Annotated in this window: 15 protein-coding genes; 8 read left to right on the top strand and 7 right to left on the bottom strand. The window is 59.6% G+C overall.

The annotated features are described in order from the left end of the window. Window positions 1-2: 2 nt before the first annotated feature. On the bottom strand, window positions 3-1,514 hold the full coding sequence (locus ACIQAL_RS22850) for a sugar ABC transporter ATP-binding protein (RefSeq protein WP_401149723.1): 1,512 nt from the start codon (window positions 1,512-1,514) through the stop codon (window positions 3-5). An 83-nt stretch (window positions 1,515-1,597) separates the two neighbouring features. Continuing rightward, complete coding sequence (locus ACIQAL_RS22845) at window positions 1,598-2,542, bottom strand: substrate-binding domain-containing protein (RefSeq protein WP_166597037.1); 945 nt, start codon at window positions 2,540-2,542, stop codon at window positions 1,598-1,600. A gap of 330 nt (window positions 2,543-2,872) precedes the next feature. Here ACIQAL_RS22845 and ACIQAL_RS22840 point away from each other — a divergent pair, with 330 nt between their 5' ends. The 8 genes from ACIQAL_RS22840 (at window position 2,873) to ACIQAL_RS22805 (ending at window position 10,580) form a co-directional block, all read left to right on the top strand. Then, window positions 2,873-3,694 (top strand): NAD-dependent epimerase/dehydratase family protein, encoded by an 822-nt coding sequence (locus ACIQAL_RS22840; RefSeq protein ID WP_401149721.1) that lies wholly within the window; start codon window positions 2,873-2,875, stop codon window positions 3,692-3,694. Window positions 3,695-3,762: 68 nt separating this feature from the next. After that, a complete protein-coding gene (locus ACIQAL_RS22835) occupies window positions 3,763-4,653 on the top strand; it encodes an SMP-30/gluconolactonase/LRE family protein (RefSeq protein WP_401149720.1) in 891 nt (296 codons plus the stop codon). A gap of 272 nt (window positions 4,654-4,925) precedes the next feature. Continuing rightward, the gene (locus ACIQAL_RS22830) at window positions 4,926-5,687 is read left to right on the top strand and encodes a hypothetical protein (protein WP_401149719.1); all 762 of its coding nucleotides are present in this window, start codon (window positions 4,926-4,928) and stop codon (window positions 5,685-5,687) included. Window positions 5,688-5,986: 299 nt separating this feature from the next. Continuing rightward, window positions 5,987-6,898, top strand: coding sequence for a TauD/TfdA dioxygenase family protein (locus ACIQAL_RS22825; RefSeq protein ID WP_401149717.1), 912 nt, complete (start codon window positions 5,987-5,989; stop codon window positions 6,896-6,898). Between the two features lie 33 nt (window positions 6,899-6,931). Then, window positions 6,932-8,050 carry an ABC transporter substrate-binding protein gene (locus tag ACIQAL_RS22820; protein ID WP_401149715.1) on the top strand — a complete coding sequence of 373 codons (1,119 nt, stop codon included), beginning with the start codon at window positions 6,932-6,934 and terminating at the stop codon, window positions 8,048-8,050. A gap of 4 nt (window positions 8,051-8,054) precedes the next feature. Continuing rightward, window positions 8,055-8,966, top strand: coding sequence for an ABC transporter permease (locus tag ACIQAL_RS22815; RefSeq protein ID WP_401149714.1), 912 nt, complete (start codon window positions 8,055-8,057; stop codon window positions 8,964-8,966). Further along, complete coding sequence (locus tag ACIQAL_RS22810; protein ID WP_401149712.1) at window positions 8,963-9,751, top strand: ABC transporter permease; 789 nt, start codon at window positions 8,963-8,965, stop codon at window positions 9,749-9,751. Before ACIQAL_RS22815 ends, ACIQAL_RS22810 begins: the two co-directional genes overlap by 4 nt. 34 nt (window positions 9,752-9,785) lie before the next feature. Further along, the gene (locus ACIQAL_RS22805) at window positions 9,786-10,580 is read left to right on the top strand and encodes an ABC transporter ATP-binding protein (RefSeq protein WP_166597045.1); all 795 of its coding nucleotides are present in this window, start codon (window positions 9,786-9,788) and stop codon (window positions 10,578-10,580) included. 165 nt (window positions 10,581-10,745) lie between these two features. Here the strand turns inward: ACIQAL_RS22805 and ACIQAL_RS22800 are convergent, their stop codons facing one another. The 5 genes from ACIQAL_RS22800 to ACIQAL_RS22780 all read right to left on the bottom strand — a co-directional run bounded on the left by ACIQAL_RS22800 (window position 10,746) and on the right by ACIQAL_RS22780 (window position 17,742). Further along, window positions 10,746-11,702 carry a diguanylate cyclase gene (locus ACIQAL_RS22800; RefSeq protein ID WP_341959951.1) on the bottom strand — a complete coding sequence of 319 codons (957 nt, stop codon included), beginning with the start codon at window positions 11,700-11,702 and terminating at the stop codon, window positions 10,746-10,748. A 3-nt stretch (window positions 11,703-11,705) separates the two neighbouring features. After that, on the bottom strand, window positions 11,706-12,704 hold the full coding sequence (locus ACIQAL_RS22795; RefSeq protein ID WP_401149711.1) for a response regulator: 999 nt from the start codon (window positions 12,702-12,704) through the stop codon (window positions 11,706-11,708). Window positions 12,705-13,234: 530 nt separating this feature from the next. Then, window positions 13,235-13,600 carry a response regulator transcription factor gene (locus ACIQAL_RS22790; RefSeq protein WP_166597048.1) on the bottom strand — a complete coding sequence of 122 codons (366 nt, stop codon included), beginning with the start codon at window positions 13,598-13,600 and terminating at the stop codon, window positions 13,235-13,237. Between the two features lie 157 nt (window positions 13,601-13,757). Further along, complete coding sequence (locus ACIQAL_RS22785; RefSeq protein WP_401149709.1) at window positions 13,758-16,103, bottom strand: putative bifunctional diguanylate cyclase/phosphodiesterase; 2,346 nt, start codon at window positions 16,101-16,103, stop codon at window positions 13,758-13,760. A 10-nt stretch (window positions 16,104-16,113) separates the two neighbouring features. Next, window positions 16,114-17,742, bottom strand: coding sequence for a methyl-accepting chemotaxis protein (locus ACIQAL_RS22780; RefSeq protein WP_401149708.1), 1,629 nt, complete (start codon window positions 17,740-17,742; stop codon window positions 16,114-16,116). Window positions 17,743-17,896 lie beyond the last annotated feature (154 nt).

Raw genomic sequence — 17,896 nt, 5'->3', positions numbered from 1 at the left:
TTTTAATGGACGTGTTCACTGTTCAGACTCCCGGTGGCATGGCGCATCACTTCCTGGGGATTGATGTCGCTCGCCTGCAGCACGTTGACGATGGCGCCCTTGTTGAAGACGGCCACGCGATCGCACATGCCGATGATTTCCGGCAGTTCCGAGGAGATCATGATGATCGCGAAGCCTTGTTCGGTGAGTTTGCGCATCAGGGTGTAGATCTCCGCTTTCGCGCCCACATCGATGCCACGGGTCGGCTCGTCGAAGATCAGAATGTCGCAGTGGTGATTGATCCAGCGGGCGATCACCACCTTCTGCTGATTGCCGCCGCTGAGGTTCAGCACGCGGCTTTCGCAGGTCGGCGCCTTGATCGACAGCTGCTTCATCAGATCGGTGGTGGTGGCATCTTCCTTGTGCCGGTCGAGCAAATGCGCGGCGCTTTCGTACTTGCTCAGGTTGTTCAGCGAAATGTTCTCGCGAATGCTGAAATCAACGATCAGCCCTTCGCTCTTGCGACTCTCGGGCAGCAGGCCGATGCCGTTGGCGAGCGCATGAGCGGGGTCGCTGAGGTTGACCGGCTGGCCACGCAACAGCACGTCCTTGCTCACCACCGGCAGCGCGCCGATCACGCCCAGCGCCAGCTCCGTGCGCCCGGAACCAACCAGACCGGCAAAACCAAGAATCTCGCCTTTGTGCAGGTTGAAGCTGTTGTGCGGGCCGTTGCGGGTCAGCTGAATGTCGCGCACTTGCAGCACTACATCGCCGCGCGGCTGGGTGGGTTTTGGCGGAAAACTCGCTTCCAGACGGCGCCCGACCATCATCTCAACGAGAGTGTCGATGTCGCTGTCGGCCACGGTCAGCGCGCCGACATTGGCGCCGTCTCGCAGGACGCTGATGCGGTCGCAGACCTGGAAGATTTCCTCCAGGTGATGGGAGATGAAGATCACCGCCACGCCCTGATTTTTCAGCTCGCGCATGATGTCGAACAGCAGCTCGGCTTCGGACGGCGTCAGCGTGGCGGTCGGCTCATCGAGAATCAGCAGGCGCGCTTCGAGGGCCAGCGCCTTAGCGATCTCGACGAACTGCTGCTCGGCCACGCTCAGGTGCTGCACCGAGCAATCAAGATTGATTTTGACTCCAAGCCGGTCGAACAGCGCGATGGCTTTCTCGCGCATCTCGCCTTTGCGCAGCAGGCCGAAACCGTTGACGATTTCGTGGCCGAGGAAAATATTTTCCACCGCGTTGAGGTACGGGATCAGGCTGAATTCCTGAAACACGATGCCGATGCCCGCCGCGATGGCTTCGTTGTAGGTCGCGAAATGCTGCTCGGCGCCGTCGATGAGGATGCTGCCTTTGTCTTGATGCTCGACACCGGCGAGGATCTTCATCAGCGTGGATTTGCCCGCGCCGTTCTCCCCCAGCAGCGCGTGAATCTCACCACGCTCGACCGACAGATTGATCGACTTGAGCGCGTGCACGCCGGGGTAGCTTTTACAGATGTTTTCCAGTTGCAGAAGGCAGCTCATGGGCACCTCGTCAAAGCAGAAATTGCTCAGATCCGCACTGTTCGCCCGACCTGAAAAACGTCAGGCGAACAGCGACGGTTCCGTCACCAGCTGAAGGTCTTGGCCTTGGCCTGATCCACCAGCAGGATGTCGACGGGGATTGCCTTGGGCACTTGCGAGCCCCACTTCTTGGCCAGTGCAATGCCGAGGGCCAGCCGCACCTGGTCACGCGGGTACTGCGCGGAGGTGGCGATGAACTTGCTGTTCGGCTTCTGGATTTCCTTGACCGCTTCCGGTGCGCCGTCGACGCTGGTCAGCTTGACGTCCATGCCGCTGGATTCGATGGCCGCCAGAGCGCCGAGTGAGCCGTTGTCGTTGACGCTGAACAGGCCTTTCAGATTTGGCTGCGCCTGAAGCATGTTCTCGGTCACGCTGAGTGCCTGATCACGCTCCTGCTTGCCGTTCTGAATGCTGACGATTTTGATGTCCGGGTGCTTGGCCAGTGCGTCCTTGCAACCGCGAACGCGTTCGAGGATCGGCACCACGGCGATGCCGTCGAGAATGCCCACGTCGCCTTTGCCGCCGATGTTCGTCGCGAGGTATTCACAGGCCTGAACACCCGCGTCGTAGTTCTTCGAACCGACGAAGGAATCCAGCGGACCGTCCGCCTGGGCGTCCACTGCCACCACCACGACGCCTTTGTCATGGGCCTGCTTCACGGCGGATTGCACGCCCACCGAATCGGTCGGGTTGATGATCAGGATATCGATGCCCTTTTGCAGCATGTCTTCGATGTCGCTGATCTGCTTGGAAACATCGTGGCGTGCGTCTGTGACCAACAACGTCGCACCGATGCTGCCGGTGGCGTCCTGAAGGGCGTCCTTCATGGTCACGAAATAGGGGTTATTGATCTCTTGGAACGAGGCACCGATCTTCAGCGGGCCGCTTTTGGCGTCAGCCGCCTGAACGGAGAAGGAACCGGCGCACGCCACAGCCACGGCGAGGGAGCAAAGAACGGTGGAAAAGCCTTTCTTGAGGCGAGTTGTCATAGCGAAAAATCCCGTTGTTTTTATTGTTTAAGCGGAAATGTCATCGTTAACATTTTTGAAACTAGCAGAGAAAATGGGGGTTAGCAACTGGCGAAAATGAAGGCTCATCGATCGGGTTTAGACGTTTTTGGTAGGAGCGCGCTTGCCCGCGATAGAGCCGCAGGAGGTTTTTCTGTCTCACCGCGCTACCCTTCATCGCGGGCAAGCGCGCACCGACTCGGCTTCGGCGCGGTTTGACAAATTTCGTAACCCCTGCCGATAATCCCTCGCTATGTCATACGACAACTTACGACATCAATAACAACAAATCGTAAACAAGGGCTTCTCACGATGACCGAATCCAACGCCCATTCCCCTTTTAATCGCCTGCTGCTCACCGGCGCGGCTGGCGGCCTCGGCAAAGTGTTGCGCGAAACCCTGCGCCCCTACGCCACAATCATTCGCCTCTCCGACATTGCCGATCTCGCCCCTGCTGGCGCTCACGAGGAAGTGCAGCGTTGCGATCTCGCGGACAAAGCCGCCGTTCATCAACTGGTCGAAGGCGTCGATGCCATCGTGCATTTCGGCGGTGTGTCCACTGAGCACTCGTTCGAAGACATCCTCGGCCCGAACATCTGCGGCACCTATCACCTCTACGAAGCGGCGCGTCGGCACGGCGTGAAACGGGTGATCTTCGCCAGCTCCAACCACGTGATCGGCTTCTACCGTCAGGACGAAACCATCGACGCCAGCGCGGTGAAGCGGCCTGACAGTTACTACGGCCTGTCGAAATCCTACGGCGAAGACTTGGCCAGTTTCTATTTCGATCGCTACGGCATCGAAACGGTGAGTATCCGGATCGGCTCTTCATTCCCAGAAGCGCAGAACCGCAGAATGCTGAGCAGTTGGCTGAGCTACGACGACCTGACCCAACTGATCGAGCGCGGTCTGTTCACGCCGAATGTCGGTCACACCGTGGTGTACGGCGCGTCCAACAACGCGAAGGTCTGGTGGGACAACCGTCTGGCCAATCACCTGGACTACCAGCCCAAAGACAGCTCCGAACAGTTCCGCGCCAAGGTCGAGGCGCAACCGGCGCCGGCTGCCGATGACCCGGCGATGGTGTATCAGGGCGGCGCGTTCGTGGCGTCCGGACCTTTCGGCGACCAGTGATTCCCCCCTGCAACGGCCAGCCCGACGTTGGCCGTTCGCCCCTTCTTCAACCTTCTGGAATATTCCCGATGCAGGCTGAGCTGATCCTCGACGCGCGCAACGCCACCGGCGAGTGCCCGGTCTGGAGCGCCCGTGACAACGCGCTTTATTGGGTGGACATCCCCGCAGGAAAACTCCATCGGTATCGGCTGGATGACCAGCGCACGGACAGCTGGGAAGCGCCGCAGATGCTCGCATGCATCGCCAGTTACGGTGACGGCACCTGGCTCGCGGGCATGCAAGACGGCCTGTTCCGGATTCGCCCCGAAGAGAATGGAACGCTGACGTCCGAACGACTGATCGACGTCGAACAACCTCACTCCAATATGCGTTTCAACGACGGCCGCTGTGACCGTCAAGGCCGTTTCTGGGCGGGCACGATGGTCATGGACATGGCCACTGCGTCGTCGGTCGGCGCGCTGTATCGCTACAGCCGCGATCAGCGCGAACCGCTCACGCCTCGAATCACTGACCTTATTGTTCCCAACGGCCTGGGTTTCAGCCCCGACGGGAAGATCATGTACCTCTCGGATTCTCACCCTAACGTGCAGAAAATCTGGGCGTTCGATTACGACATCGACACCGGGATGCCCCATGATCGTCGTCTGTTCGTGGACATGAACCTCTATCCCGGTCGCCCCGATGGCGCAGCGGTGGACGCCGACGGCTGCTATTGGATCTGCGGCAATGACGAAGGGGTCATCCACCGTTTTACCCCGGCGGGCAAGCTGGATCGATCACTGTCTGTTCCCGTGAAAAAGCCGTCCATGTGTGCGTTTGGAGGCCGTGACCTGGACACGTTGTTCGTGACCTCGATCCGTCCCGGTGGCGACCTTTCCGATCAGCCACTGGCCGGTGGAGTGTTCGCGCTGCAACCCGGCGTCAAAGGCCTTGATGAGCCGTTTTTTGGTCCGGAATAGCCTTTGCGCTCATGCGACGACACAGAATGTGACACAAAGTCGTTACGCCCTGAGAGCGCTCTGAAAAAAGGTTTTGCGCCGATCTGTTTCAAAAACGGACACAAAAACGGCGTTATCCTCGAAAAAACACACATTTTGAAATATTTAATCCACGCACGTAGATAATCCTGTGCTAGCTGCTAGTCTGTCGACTCGCCCGCTGAATCGGTACATCTCTGGCATTGGGTCCGAGGGCATCAAACGACTCAGATACCCGCAACGAGGTTATCGCGATGCCTTACTCGACCTTCTCGGACGCTCAGGTCACCAGCCTGATCAAGGCCATCGACAGTGACGGATACGCTGTTCTCCCGGACTGGGCCAGTCCGGCGCAACTGATGGAGCTGCAAGCACTCGTACAGGCCACCGTTGAGGAAGCGGGCAACGATTATGTCGCCCTTTCTGGCCGCCAGCCCGTAGCGGGCACACCGCTCTCCGACTGGGGAAATTCACGGAATTTCATCGACCTCTGTCGTCGCATCGTTGCAGGCGCCACGGGAGAGCGTTCCAGCGACACGACGTTGACTCAGACATTGCGCTGCCTCACGGGCAACGGCGGGCGTCGCGAATCGCTGATTTTCCATTACGACTCGTTCATCCTGACCACGATCCTGCCGGTGTGCATGCCGGACACGGGAGAGCGCGGCGACCTGCTGATGCTGCCCAATCGTCGGCCGCTGCGCCAAAGCTACCTGCGCAACCTCGTCGACAAGGTTTTGGTGGACAACCGCTGGGTACAGCGCTACCTGAAAAACCGACTCGGCCGCGACGATCAGGCGTTTACCCGGATTGCCATGCAGCCGGGCCATCTCTACCTGTTCTGGGGCTATCGTTCGCTGCACACCAACCTCCCGGTGGCCCAAGACGCCCTGCGCGCGACGGCGGTTTTTCACTACCACAACGTGCATGGCAGCAGCTCGCTGGCGAGCCGGCTGCGCAAGTCGCTGGGAACGTTGAAAGGCCCGGATGTGCAGGACGATGTGCCGCAAACGTAGGATTGATTGCCAGGCCTGATTCCCCTGTGGGAGCGAATTCATTCGCGAGACATTCGCACATCCAATGCATCTCTGTCGGCTGTATTGGCCAATCGCGAATGAATTCGCTCCCACAGTTTCCGACGGCAACTTGTTTGAAATCCCACATCAAACATTCGAATAAGCTTATGAAGCCTGGTTATCTTCATAAACACCCCGCATAAACTCTCCTTCTATATTTATGACAATTAGTGATTAGCGGATCGCTGATTTATATCTTTATGATCTGAGCCACAACAACCTAAACAGGAGTTCAGGACATGGCGATTCAGATCAAACCCGTGGCGGGGAAAATTGGAGCCGAGTTGAGCGGCATCAAACTTTCCGGTGACATTTCCGCGCAAGACTTCGAGTTCATCAATCAGGCACTGCTGAAACACAAGGTGCTGTTCTTCCGCGAACAGTTCCTCACCGACGAGCAGCACGAAAGTTTCTCCCGTCGTTTTGGCGATCAAGTTCCACACCCAACCGTCCGCTCCGCCGAGCAGAGCCACGCGATTCTCAACCTTGATTCTCGCGAGACCCGCGCCAACTCCTGGCACACCGATGTCACGTTCGTCGCCGACTACCCAAAAGTCTCGATCCTGCGGGGCGTGGTCATTCCGCCGTACGGAGGCGACACCGTATGGGCCAACACCGCTGCCGCTTACGCCGATTTGCCTGAGCCGCTGAAAGCGCTGGCCGACAACCTGCGTGCTCTGCACACCAACGTCTACGACTACGTGACGCCAAAGGACACCGGCGAAGCAGGCGTAAAGCGTTACCGCGAACAGTTCACCGCCGAAATCTACGAGACGGAACATCCACTGGTCCGCGTCCATCCGGAAACCGGTGAGCGCAGCCTGATCCTCGGCCACTTCGTGAAACACATTCAGGGCGTCAGCAGCAACGATTCGAAACAGCTGATCCGCCTGTTCCACGACCGCATCACCCAGGTCGACAACACCGTGCGCTGGCGCTGGAGCGAAGGCGACGTGGTGATCTGGGACAACCGCGCCACGCAGCACATCGCGATCAACGACTACGGCCAGGAACAGCGCATCGTGCGCCGCACCACCGTGGCGGGCGACATTCCGGTGGGCGTCGATGGGCGCTCCAGCCAGGCGATCAAGCCGACACCCGACACCCTCTCCCCGCGGACAGAAGCCGACAAAAAGCATCTGGCCGCCTGATTCCCGCTCCCCTATTTTTAAGGAAGAACCGTCATGGCAAAGGCCAAGCGAACATCTGTATTCAGCACAAAAAGCGTAGCTACCGCACTGGCGGCGCTGCTGATGATGCCCTTGGCCGAGGCCGACGTTTTGCGCATCGGCGTGGCCAGCGCGGGGGGCGGCGATCCTGTGACCTTCAGCGGCTCGCCGCTGGGCATCGTGCGCAACCAGCAACTGCTGGAAAAAGCCTTCGAAGGCACGGGTACCGAAATTCAATGGTTCTTCTTCAAAGGCGCGGGTCCGGCGGTCAACGAAGCGCTGTCGAACCAGCAACTGGACTTCGCCTACGAAGGCGACCTGCCGCAAGTGGTGGGTCGCGCCAACGGTCTGGACACCAAGCTGCTGGCCGCCATCGGCGTGCGCTCCAACGTTTATCTCGCGGTGCCGAAGGGCTCCGATATCAAGACGATTGAGGACCTCAAGGGCAAGAAAGTCGCGGTCTTCCGTGGCACCAACGGCCATCTGGTGTCGATCAATCTGCTGGCGGACTACGGCCTGACCGAGCGCGATTTGAAAGTGATCAACCTCGACAGCGGCAGCAGTCAGGCTGCGCTGGCGTCAAAAGGCGTCGATGCCGCGTTCGGCGGCCGTGAGCTGTTCAAGCTGCGGGATCAGGGCTTGGTGGACATCATTTTCGACAACCCGAACAACGACGTGCGCTACACCCGGCAGTGCGCGTTGGTGGTTCGCGGCGCCTACGAAAAGGAACACGCGGACAACGTGCAAAAAGTCGTCAACACGCTGGTCGATGCGGCCAAGTGGGAGTCCGACGAAAGCAACCGCGACGCCGTGTTGAACGAGTGGGCCAAGACCAATGAGCCGCTGGCCTCGCTCAAAGCGGACTTCGGCCACATCACCCTGCGCGACAGCGCCTCGCCGCTGGTGGATGACTTCCTCAAGGCGCGTTATCAGGCCGTCGCCGATCAGGCCAAGGAAGAGAAGATGATTCGCCGTCCGGTGACCATCGACGGCTGGTTCGAAACCAAATACCTGGAAACAGCGTTGAAAGCCAAGGGGCTGCAAGGCTACTGGACCGCTTACGGCGCAGACGGCAAAGCCACGGCGAACACGGCCACGGCGTCATCGGATAAAACCGTCAACAACGGAGGCTGAGGTCATGGCCAGAGCCACCGCACCTTTACTCGACCAAGACCGGGCGCCCGCGAAAAAGCTGGCGCCGGTCGAACGCCTGCCCAATTTCCCCGCCCGCGCCCCACGGCGTGTGGCGGCCGCCAAACGCTCATCCCCGGCGTGGCAAACCCGCGCCGTGAACCTTGCCCTGCCCTGGCTGCTGCCCATCGCGCTGCTCGGTCTCTGGTACGTGGGCACCGAGCGTGGCTGGCTGTCCGAGCAAGTGCTGCCGCCCCCGGCGTACGTCTGGCAAACACTGACGGATCTGTTCAGCACGGGCGACCTGTGGCTTAACGCGTCGGCGAGTCTGCAACGGGTGCTGGTGGGCTTTCTCATCGGCTCGGGCCTCGGCGTAACACTGGGTCTGGTGATGGGCCTGTCCAAAACCGTCGAGGATTACCTGCTGCCGACGTTCAACGCGCTGGTGCAGATTCCGGTGCTGGGCTGGATGCCCTTCGCGTTGCTGCTGTTCGGCATCGGCGAGCCGCTGAAGTACGTGCTGATCGCCCACGCCGCGCTGGTCCCGGTCACTCTCTGCACACTGCAAGCCTTTCATCAGGTGCCCAAACGCCTGCTGGAAGTGGGACAGGCTTACGGCTTCAGTCGGCGCCAGATCGTCACCGACATCGTCCTGCCTTCCGCTGTCGCACCGATTTTCACCGGCCTTCGGCTGGGCTTCACCAAAGCCTGGCTGTCGCTGGTGGTCGTCGAGCTGCTGGCTTCCAGCGAAGGGCTGGGCTACCTGATCGCCTACGGGCGTCAGCTGTTTCAGCTGGATCTGGTGATGGCGGCGGTGGTCGTGGTCGGCACGGTCGGGCTGCTGATCGACCGGGCGTTCGAAGTCATTGAGCGTCGTCTCAACAAAGGTCGGGCAGTGACGCCAGGGAGGGTGCTATGAGTTCGTTGACGGCAACACACGTTCCTCGCCAACACCGTTATCGCGGCTGGGTCGTGCCCGTGGTCGGCGTCGCGATCTGGTGGCTCGCGGCCAATCAGGGCTGGAGCGATTCGGGCCTGTTGGTCTCGCCACAAAAGGTCGCGGTGACGGCGTGGGATCAGGTGATATCCGGCCAATTCTGGCGGGCGATTTCATCGAGTCTGGCGCGCAACCTCAGCGGGTTTTTCATCGGAACGGTGCTCGGGTTGATCCTCGGTTGTTTGCTGGGTTTTTCCCGGATTTTCGAGCGCGTGGTTGGCCCCAGCTTCAACACCTTCAAGCAGATTTCCCTGTTCGCCTGGATTCCGCTGATCTCAGTGTGGTTCGGGTTGGGCGACGTCGCGAAAGTCGTGTTCCTCTCCCTCGCCGCGTTGGTGCCGGTGGTGGTCAACACCTGCGACGGTTTGCGCAACGTGCCGAATGCGTTTCTGGAGGTGGCGAAGGTGTACGGCTTCAGCCGCTGGCAGACCGTGATCGGCGTCATGCTCCCTGCCGCGTTGCCCTCGATCTTTACCGGGATTTACCTGGCGCTGGTGTACTCGTGGCTCGCCACCATCGGCGCCGAATACCTGCTGGTGTCCGGCGACGGCATCGGCAACACGCTGATCGACGGCAGCGAGCATTTCATGATGGACCTGGTGCTGTTCGGCATGGTGATCATCGGTCTCGTCGGCTGGGGACTGAACGTCCTGGCTCGCCGCCTTGAACGTCGCATGCAACGGCTCTACGGCATCACGCCGCGCTAGTTTTCCCTTTCCACACTGTCAAAGGAATTCCCCAATGTCCGCCAGTCAAGCGCTCCCTCTCCCCACCCAGCAAGGCAACGGGCTGCGTCTGGAGAACATCAGCAAACGCTTCTCCGGCGCCAGCAGCGACACCCAATTGCAGGTGCTGGACAACATTCAGCTCGACATCGCCCCCGGTGAATTCATCACCATCGTCGGCGCCAGCGGTTGCGGAAAATCGACGTTGTTGCGGCTGATCCTCGGTCTGGATGAGGAGTTTGACGGGCGTATTTTGCTGGACGAAAAGCCGATCAAGGGCACGGGGCTGGAGCGCGGCATCGTGTTTCAGGATCACCGGTTATTTCCATGGCTGACCGTTGAGCAAAACGTCGCGGTAGGTTTAAAAAACGCACCCCTTACGCCCGCGCAAAAACGCGACACTGTGCGCGAGCATATTCATCTGGTGGGCCTGCAGGACTTCACCGAGTCTTACCCGCACCAGATTTCCGGGGGCATGGCCCAGCGCGTGGCCATCGCGCGCGGGCTGGTGAATCGCCCGAGCGTGCTGTTGCTGGACGAGCCGTTCGGCGCGCTGGATGCCCTGACTCGCACGCGCTTGCAGCGGGAGTTGCAGAACATCTGGCAGCAAGAAAAGATCACCATGGTGCACGTGACCCACGACGTGGACGAGGCGGTTTACCTGGGGGATCGGGTGGTGGTCATGCAGCCGCATCCGGGGCGCATTCGTCGCATCGTCGACATCGACCTGCCCCGCCCGCGCAACCGCAGCGACGCCCGTTTCATTGCCCTGCGCGATGACGTGTTGAGTGATTTTGCGGAGTTGTCGTAGCCCTGCGCACACGCGGTTCTTTTCTGTGGGAGCGAATTCATTCGCGAGGCGGTGGTACATCCGACCCCTATCTGTCGCCTGTGCTTATGTCTCGCGAATAAATTCGCTCCCACAGGTTCCGTTTACATCCGGGGCATTCGTTTGGGTAGCGAGCGTCGCAGTCACTCACACCTCATGCAACGACACCTGATTACGCCCGTTCTTCTTCGACGCATACAGCGCCTGATCGGCCCATTCGATGAGGGTCTTGTGTTCGCTCAGCGGGGTGTTCATGTCGGCGACACCGAGGCTGATGGTGCAGCGAATCACTTCGCCTTCGTGCAGGATTTCCTGTGCTTCCACCGCCAATCGCAACCGCTCGGCAAACATCCCGCCGCCGTATTTATCGGTGTCGGGTAACAGCACCGCGTACTCTTCGCCGCCGTAACGGCCGGCAATATCGGAGTCGCGAATATGCTCACGAATCACATCCGCCACGCGCTGAATGACTTTGTCGCCACACTGGTGACCGTAGGTGTCGTTGACCCGCTTGAAGTGATCAATGTCGAACATCACCAGCGCCGCCGACGAGCCGTAGCGCACATGGCGGGCATACTCCAACCGCAACGCCTCTTCCCAATGACCCCGGTTGTACAGCCCGGTCAGCCGGTCGGTACTGGACAGCTTCTGCAGTTCGCTGTTGGCGCGCTGCAATTGCAGGCGGTTGGTCGCCACGTCGGTGACGTCGTAGATCACCAGGCACACATGAGACACCTCGCCGCTTGTGGAGCGCAGCGGGAACATCGTGGTGTTCTGGTACATGAAATCTTCTTGCCCGGTGATCGGCTGATAGCTCTTGAAACGCACCAGGTACGGCCGCTGTTCCCAGATCGTGAACGCAGGGGTTCCCAGGGTAATCACACTGTCGATCTTGTTCTTCAGCCAGTCCCGATTCACCTCCGGGAACAGCTCGAAGAACGAGCGGTTGGCGGCTTCATAGGGCAACACGCCAGAACGGTTTTCCATGAAGGTGTTCCACACCTGAACCCGGTACTCGTGATCCAGCACCACCACGCCGACGTCGATGCTCTGGGTGATGGTCAGCAGCCAATGCAGCTCTTTGATGTCGATACGGTCGTTCATGAATCAGCTCATCAGGTAGGCGAGTTTGCGCGACAGCCGCTCTACCGAGTCTTCGGTGAACAACATCAACAAGTCGAAGTGAATATGGTGGCCTTCCAGGCTGTAACTGATCTCCACCGCCAAGGTCTTCTTCCAGCGCTGCTGGTTGATGCGAATCAGCTCGTCGATGCCACTCTGAGCGCCGAGCACCTGCGGATGCCCTTGGGAGAACGCGATGTCGATCTGCTCGGCAATGCCGCTCAGGCAGGCGCCGATGATGATCGACGACAGGTCCAGCAGCATTTCCTTTTCGGAATAGTCGCTGTCCTGAATCTTCATCAACTGCGCCATGTCGCCGATTTCCGAGTCGTGAAACATCAGCAGCGCTTCCCCGGCGATCCCTCCGCCGATGTAACCCTGACACACCGCTGTCAGCCGATCACTGGCCTGGGCGTCCGCGAGCGCCATGTGCAACTCGCCGACCTCCAGCATGTTGACGTTGGGCACCGGCAGTTGCACGAACACGCCGAGCACACGCGCCAGCAAAGCAGCGGCACGGCCCATGGCAACGTTGATGGTTTCGCGGAAGGCGTCCTGAAAGCTGATGGCCGTCTGTTCGATCTTGGGCGCAACGGCAACTGTCTTGACGGGATGATCCAGCAGCCCGAGGCGCTGGAGGGTCAGCTGTAGCTCGGCCGGATCGGCGGGCTTCTTGAGAAACGCGAGGGCGCCCAGTTCAAGCGTGCGGCGCACGGCTTCTTCCTGAACGTCGCCCGACACCACGATGACTTTGGCCTGAAGATTTTCCGCACGAATCGCGGCCAACGCCTGATACCCATCCATGTCCGGCATGGTCAGGTCGAGTAACACCACCTGACCCAACCCTTGGCGAATGGCTTCAAGGCCTTCATGTCCATTGGTCGCTGTCGTGACCGACACCCCCCAATCGGAAGGTAAGGCCCTGATCAGCTGTTTGCGCGCCATGTTGGAGTCGTCGCAAATCAACAAGGGAATCGTGGGCATTGCTTTTCAATCTCACGGCAAAAGAGTTTCAGGCATGGCCCGGAATATCTGTGCAACCCATCGTGTAACTCATTTATGTCCGCCGAGACCGAATATTCGTTCAGTCGAATTATTGGCGGAGGAAGTGAGTCGAATCTTCACCCATTTCGGCAAGTAATGGCAGTATGCAATATCTGTGCTCAGTGATAGTGCTTTTCATGGGATTAAGCAGCGCGATAGCACGCGTTAATTAAATGGCGTCAATATTTACTCTCATCCTCTAATTCACGCGGTTCGATGCTAATTTTTGAAGCGCGGCCGTTACAGTTTTTTGTTCTAACTTCAAAGAGTTGGCGACAGGCGTCAGATTTCTAAGTTGCGACGCGCTCCGCGTTATGCACCCGCCAAGATGCGCTTCACGCCAAGGTCCCTGCCAATGCCCGGCCTCGCGCACCACGTCATGGAATGATTTCGACCAACGTGAACCAGGACAGTGCGCACCGATGCTGACTGCCCCGAAGCACGGCCACTCGCGGCGTCAGGCATGGGGTTCAGCTCAGTGCCCGACTCAGGTGGTCGATCAGCACATGCGCCTGGAAAGGCTTGGCCAGGAAACACAGTGCACTGCCGGTCATGGCTCGCTTGCGCACTGTTTCTTCGGGAAAAGCCGTGATGAAAAGGGTGGGAATATGAATATTCTTTGCCGTCAGATACTCGTGGAGTTCAACGCCACTCATGTTTGGCATTTGCACGTCGGTAATCAGGCAGCCGACGTTATTCAACTCGGCAGTGCTCAGGAACTCCTCGGCCGAAGAAAAGACAGCGACTTGAAAACCCAGAGAACGAACAAGACTGTCGAGGCTGTCGCGAACGGCGGCGTCATCATCGACAACGGCGACCAGAGAAGAACTGGACAAACGGAGTACCTTTGCCGATGTGAATCGTATGAGGTGCTAAATGGGGAAACCACGTTACCCAGCCAGGCCACGTGGGTGAAGTATACAAATGTATGACCGCAATAGACCAAAGCCATTCCATGAGAGATCAAACGCGCCAAGGCGAGGGCATTGTCACTTACACCCAACGCTCCGCAAGAAAGTTGGCTTCGATCCGACCTTGCATGAAGAGGTCGAAATCCGGCGCTGAGAGTGCCTTGGAATAATGATAACCCTGCGCTTCGTTGCACCCCTTCGCTGTCAATGCCGCGAGAATGGCAGCGTCCTCCACGCCCTCCGCAATCACCTTCATGTCGAAGCTGTGCCCCAGCGTAATCACCGCCTGCACGATGGCGGCATCTTGTGGGTTCTTCAGCAGACCCCGCACGAAGGACTGATCGATTTTCAGCTTGTCCACAGCAAAGCGTTTCAAATACGCCATGCTGGAATAGCCGGTGCCAAAGTCATCGATGGACATGCGCACGCCCAACGCCTTCAGCCCGTGAACGGTTTCCAGCACCCGTGCGGAATCTTCGATCAGGATCGACTCCGTGAGCTCAAGCTCCAGCAGTTCCGGTTTCAGGCCGCTGTCATACAGCGCCCTCTGGACCTCTTGAACCATACTGCCCTGACGGAACTGGACGGCAGAACAGTTCATCGCCACCGTCAGTTCGCCGAAACCTGCCGATTGCCAGGCCATCGCTTGATGGCAGACCTCGCTCAATAACCAGCGGCTGATCGGAAGTATCAACCCGCTGGATTCGGCCACGGGAATGAACTCGTCAGGGGCGATCGGCCCTTCGCCGGGGTGGTTCCAGCGCAACAAGGCCTCGGCCCCGATAACAGCGCCGGTTTTTAGCTCGATCTGGGGCTGGTAGTGGACCTGCAACTCTTTTTGCTCGAAGGCCTGACGCAGTTCGGTCTGGACATGCAAATAACGCAGTTCCCGCGCCCCCATGGCAGCCTCGTAGAACACCCATGTGTTACGCCCGTTGCGTTTGGCCTGCGTCAACGCGGTATCGGCCGCCTTGAGCAGTGAGCCGAAATCATGGCCATGGGCGATGTGGGATGCGATGCCGGCTGAAGCGGTCATCGACAGGTTGTAGCCCGCCAGTTCGAGCGGCTGCTGAAGCGCACGCAGCATGCGCCCCACCAGCTCGTTCAGCAGCATGTGGTCGTCTTCGTCCACCAGCACCAGAAACTCGTCGCCGCTGAGCCGCGCGACAGTGTCCACCGAGGGTTTAAGCGCCACGAGACGCTGGGCGAGATGCTGAATGATTGAGTCGCCCGCCACATGCCCAAGCGAGTCATTGATGACCTTGAAGTGATCCAGGTCCAGATAAATCAGGGTCAACCGCTGGCCGCGCCCGCAATCCTTGATGGCCCGGTTCACCCGCTCCAGCAGGTAACGCCGATTGGGCAACCCGGTCAGATCATCGTGGTAAGCACTGTCGCGCAGTTCATCGACGACGTGCTGGCGACGAATGCGGTTGGTCCGCAATCGCAGGGTCAGCCCGAGAATCAGCAGGTACAACGCACCACAGACCAAAGAAGAAGCAATGGCCGTATACTTCCATCCCAGCAGGTAGTCTTGCCCCGCCAGACCCACCACCAAAACCAGCGGGAAATTGCCGATCCGCTTGAAGCCGTACAGCCGTCTGACCCCGTCCACCCGAGACCGCATGACGACCGTGCCCTCTCGGGCGCCCTCCGTCATGAGCCGGTCGATGTCGTCGGCTGGGTATGGAGAGACATGCGGCTTGGCCGCAGGCACACGCAACACCGCATCCGACTGATCCGCTCGGCGCAACGTAATGACGCCATGAGGGCCGACGTCCAGCTGGTTGATGGCTTCGAGAATATTTTTCAGCGGCTGACTCGCCGCAATCCATCCAGTCAGCCGCTGCTGGCTGTCCAGGATGGGCACCGCCATGTACAACATTTCCCTGCGTGCATCGCTGCCCAACACCATCGACATGGCTTTCAAATCGGCAGGCGTCTTGTGCTGGAGCGAGTCGCGAAATTGCTGGGTGCACGATGGCGCCGTTGAACTGCTGCCGTCGGAGTCGAACAAAAACCGCCCATCCGCCCCAAGCACATCGAAATGGCCCACGGCCGGGAATCTGCGCACCAGCCCGCGCAACTGCCAGGCCTGAACCGCCGGACTCCCCTCGGAATGAAGCGGCCCCTCATCCATGCGCGACGCGATGCTTTGCAGGCCGCTCTGCGCTTCATAGAACGTACCGTTCAGCCGCGACTCCAGGATACGATTCAGGTTGCCGACGTCCGACATCGCCTGGCGCTGCGCCTGTTGGTACAGCAACCCCAGCAAACCGCAGAGCAATCCCACAATCGCCACGGCCAGCAGCACCCACGGCCACGCCTGAACGGTGTCACGGCCCGCCTCGGCCGAGGCAGGCTCGGGTTCCGGCGGAAGCAAGCACGTGATGCGTTGAGGGTTATTCGTTGCGACGAAATCGGTCATGTCACGTCGCTCATAGCGCGAAATGGGCAATCATGCCGTTGAGGTTAATGGCCAGCCGCGAGAGCTCGCCGCTTGCGCTGCTGGTTTGTGTGGCACCCGCGGCAGACTGGGTCGACAGATCACGAATCGTCAGCAGGCTGCGATCCACATCCCGCGCCACCAGCGCTTGTTGCTCGGTGGCCGAGGCGATGAACAGATTGCGCTCGTTGATCCTGGAAATGGCCAGCGTGATCTGCTCCAGCGCATGCCCTGCGGCACGTGCGCGGTCCAGTGTTTGCCCGGCTTTGTCGGCGCTGCTTTGCAGCGCAGACACTGTGGCGCTGGTCCCGGACTGAATGCTCTGGATCATGGTCGCGATCTCCAGGGTCGAGGCCTGCGTGCGCTTGGCCAGCGAGCGAACTTCATCGGCGACCACCGCAAACCCGCGCCCCGCCTCCCCCGCCCTGGCCGCCTCGATGGCCGCGTTGAGCGCCAGCAGGTTGGTCTGATCGGAAATGCTGTGAATCACGCCCAGCACCGAACTGATCTCATCGGTATAGCGCGACAGACTCTCGGCCTCAGCGGAAGCTTGCAGCACCTCCTGCGCCAGCCCTTGAATCAGCGCGATGGTCTCGCTGACCTGTTCGTGGCCTTTCTGCGATTGATGATCGGACGCTTGCGACAATTCCGATGTGCTGATGGCGTTATGAGCGACTTCGTCAACAGCGCTGCTCATTTCCGTGACCGCCGTTGCTGCCTGTTCGATCTGCGCGCATTGCTGCTGCAAACCCTGGGAGCTGTGGCCCATGACAGCGCTCATTTCCTCAGCTGAAGCGGCCAGTTGACTGGCCGAAACGCCGATGCCCTCGATGGTCGAGCGCAGGTGCTGTTGCATGTCGCCCATGGCCTGGAGCAGCGCGGCTGGCTCGTCCGACCCGGCGTCATCGATGCGGCCACTCAGATCACCACGGGCGATCATCTGGGCAGCGGCCACTGCCTCCCGGATCGGCCCGACGATGCTGCGAGTCAACAGCCACGCCAATGCCACCGTAACCGCCACCGACAGCGTCAGCACCAAACCGACGATCAACTGCATATTGCCGTACAGCTCGCGGCTCTGCCGGGCAACGGCATTCGCGCCTGCTTCGTTGACCTTCACCAGTTGATCCATGTTGCGGGTCAGGTCAGCGCCCAGAGTGGTCAGCGTCGTGTTCAGACGCTCAAGTTGATCCTGATCAGGCACCTGAGCGTCGATCAGAGAAATCACCTCATCCAATGCCGGTATGTAGCGATCGAGCGACACCTTGATCGAATCCAGCAAAACCGCTTCATCCGGGCCCACCTGACGAGCGCGATACTCAGCCTGTTGATCGTCGAGATCCTTTTCCACGCGGCGGATCAACGCCTTGCTCTTGTCACGTACCTGAGGGTCGCTCGATCCACGAAGACGCTGCCCTTCAAGGCGCAGGGTATTGATACTCAGCGACAGCTTCTGAACCGAGATGATGCCAGGCATCCAGATGTCATTGACCCGGTTAGTCGCGCTGTCCAATCTGGCCATTTGCATCAGGCTGAAGAAGCCGACGAACAACATGGCCAGCGTGATGATCGCGAACCCGATCGCTGCGCGGGTTCCAATGCTGATTGTCCTCAAAAGCACGTGCGTATCCCCTTATCGTCCAGGTGCGCTTTAGGCATTGGTTTGACGAATTGATGGCGGCCTGAAAACGGATTTCCAGGAACGGCGGGGAAATTAGCACTGCTGATGAATAATGCCGATTAGCCATCAGGTTGGCCCGCTCATACTCACGTAT

This window comes from Pseudomonas sp. NPDC088368 (genome assembly GCF_044753445.1).
In the GTDB taxonomy this organism is placed as follows: domain Bacteria; phylum Pseudomonadota; class Gammaproteobacteria; order Pseudomonadales; family Pseudomonadaceae; genus Aquipseudomonas; species Aquipseudomonas bambusae.
Note: the sequence above shows the minus strand (reverse complement) of the source record. Positions and strands in the feature narration are given on the sequence as shown.

What these genes read in the sequence shown, in the direction of transcription:
- ACIQAL_RS22810 (WP_401149712.1), top strand. Translation starts at nt 8,963, where the DNA reads ATGAGTTCGTTGACGGCAACACACGTTCCTCGCCAACACCGTTATCGC.
- ACIQAL_RS22850 (WP_401149723.1), bottom strand. Translation starts at nt 1,514, where the DNA reads ATGAGCTGCCTTCTGCAACTGGAAAACATCTGTAAAAGCTACCCCGGC.
- ACIQAL_RS22825 (WP_401149717.1), top strand. Translation starts at nt 5,987, where the DNA reads ATGGCGATTCAGATCAAACCCGTGGCGGGGAAAATTGGAGCCGAGTTG.
- ACIQAL_RS22830 (WP_401149719.1), top strand. Translation starts at nt 4,926, where the DNA reads ATGCCTTACTCGACCTTCTCGGACGCTCAGGTCACCAGCCTGATCAAG.
- ACIQAL_RS22835 (WP_401149720.1), top strand. Translation starts at nt 3,763, where the DNA reads ATGCAGGCTGAGCTGATCCTCGACGCGCGCAACGCCACCGGCGAGTGC.
- ACIQAL_RS22805 (WP_166597045.1), top strand. Translation starts at nt 9,786, where the DNA reads ATGTCCGCCAGTCAAGCGCTCCCTCTCCCCACCCAGCAAGGCAACGGG.
- ACIQAL_RS22785 (WP_401149709.1), bottom strand. Translation starts at nt 16,103, where the DNA reads ATGACCGATTTCGTCGCAACGAATAACCCTCAACGCATCACGTGCTTG.
- ACIQAL_RS22845 (WP_166597037.1), bottom strand. Translation starts at nt 2,542, where the DNA reads ATGACAACTCGCCTCAAGAAAGGCTTTTCCACCGTTCTTTGCTCCCTC.
- ACIQAL_RS22820 (WP_401149715.1), top strand. Translation starts at nt 6,932, where the DNA reads ATGGCAAAGGCCAAGCGAACATCTGTATTCAGCACAAAAAGCGTAGCT.
- ACIQAL_RS22840 (WP_401149721.1), top strand. Translation starts at nt 2,873, where the DNA reads ATGACCGAATCCAACGCCCATTCCCCTTTTAATCGCCTGCTGCTCACC.
- ACIQAL_RS22800 (WP_341959951.1), bottom strand. Translation starts at nt 11,702, where the DNA reads ATGAACGACCGTATCGACATCAAAGAGCTGCATTGGCTGCTGACCATC.
- ACIQAL_RS22795 (WP_401149711.1), bottom strand. Translation starts at nt 12,704, where the DNA reads ATGCCCACGATTCCCTTGTTGATTTGCGACGACTCCAACATGGCGCGC.
- ACIQAL_RS22815 (WP_401149714.1), top strand. Translation starts at nt 8,055, where the DNA reads ATGGCCAGAGCCACCGCACCTTTACTCGACCAAGACCGGGCGCCCGCG.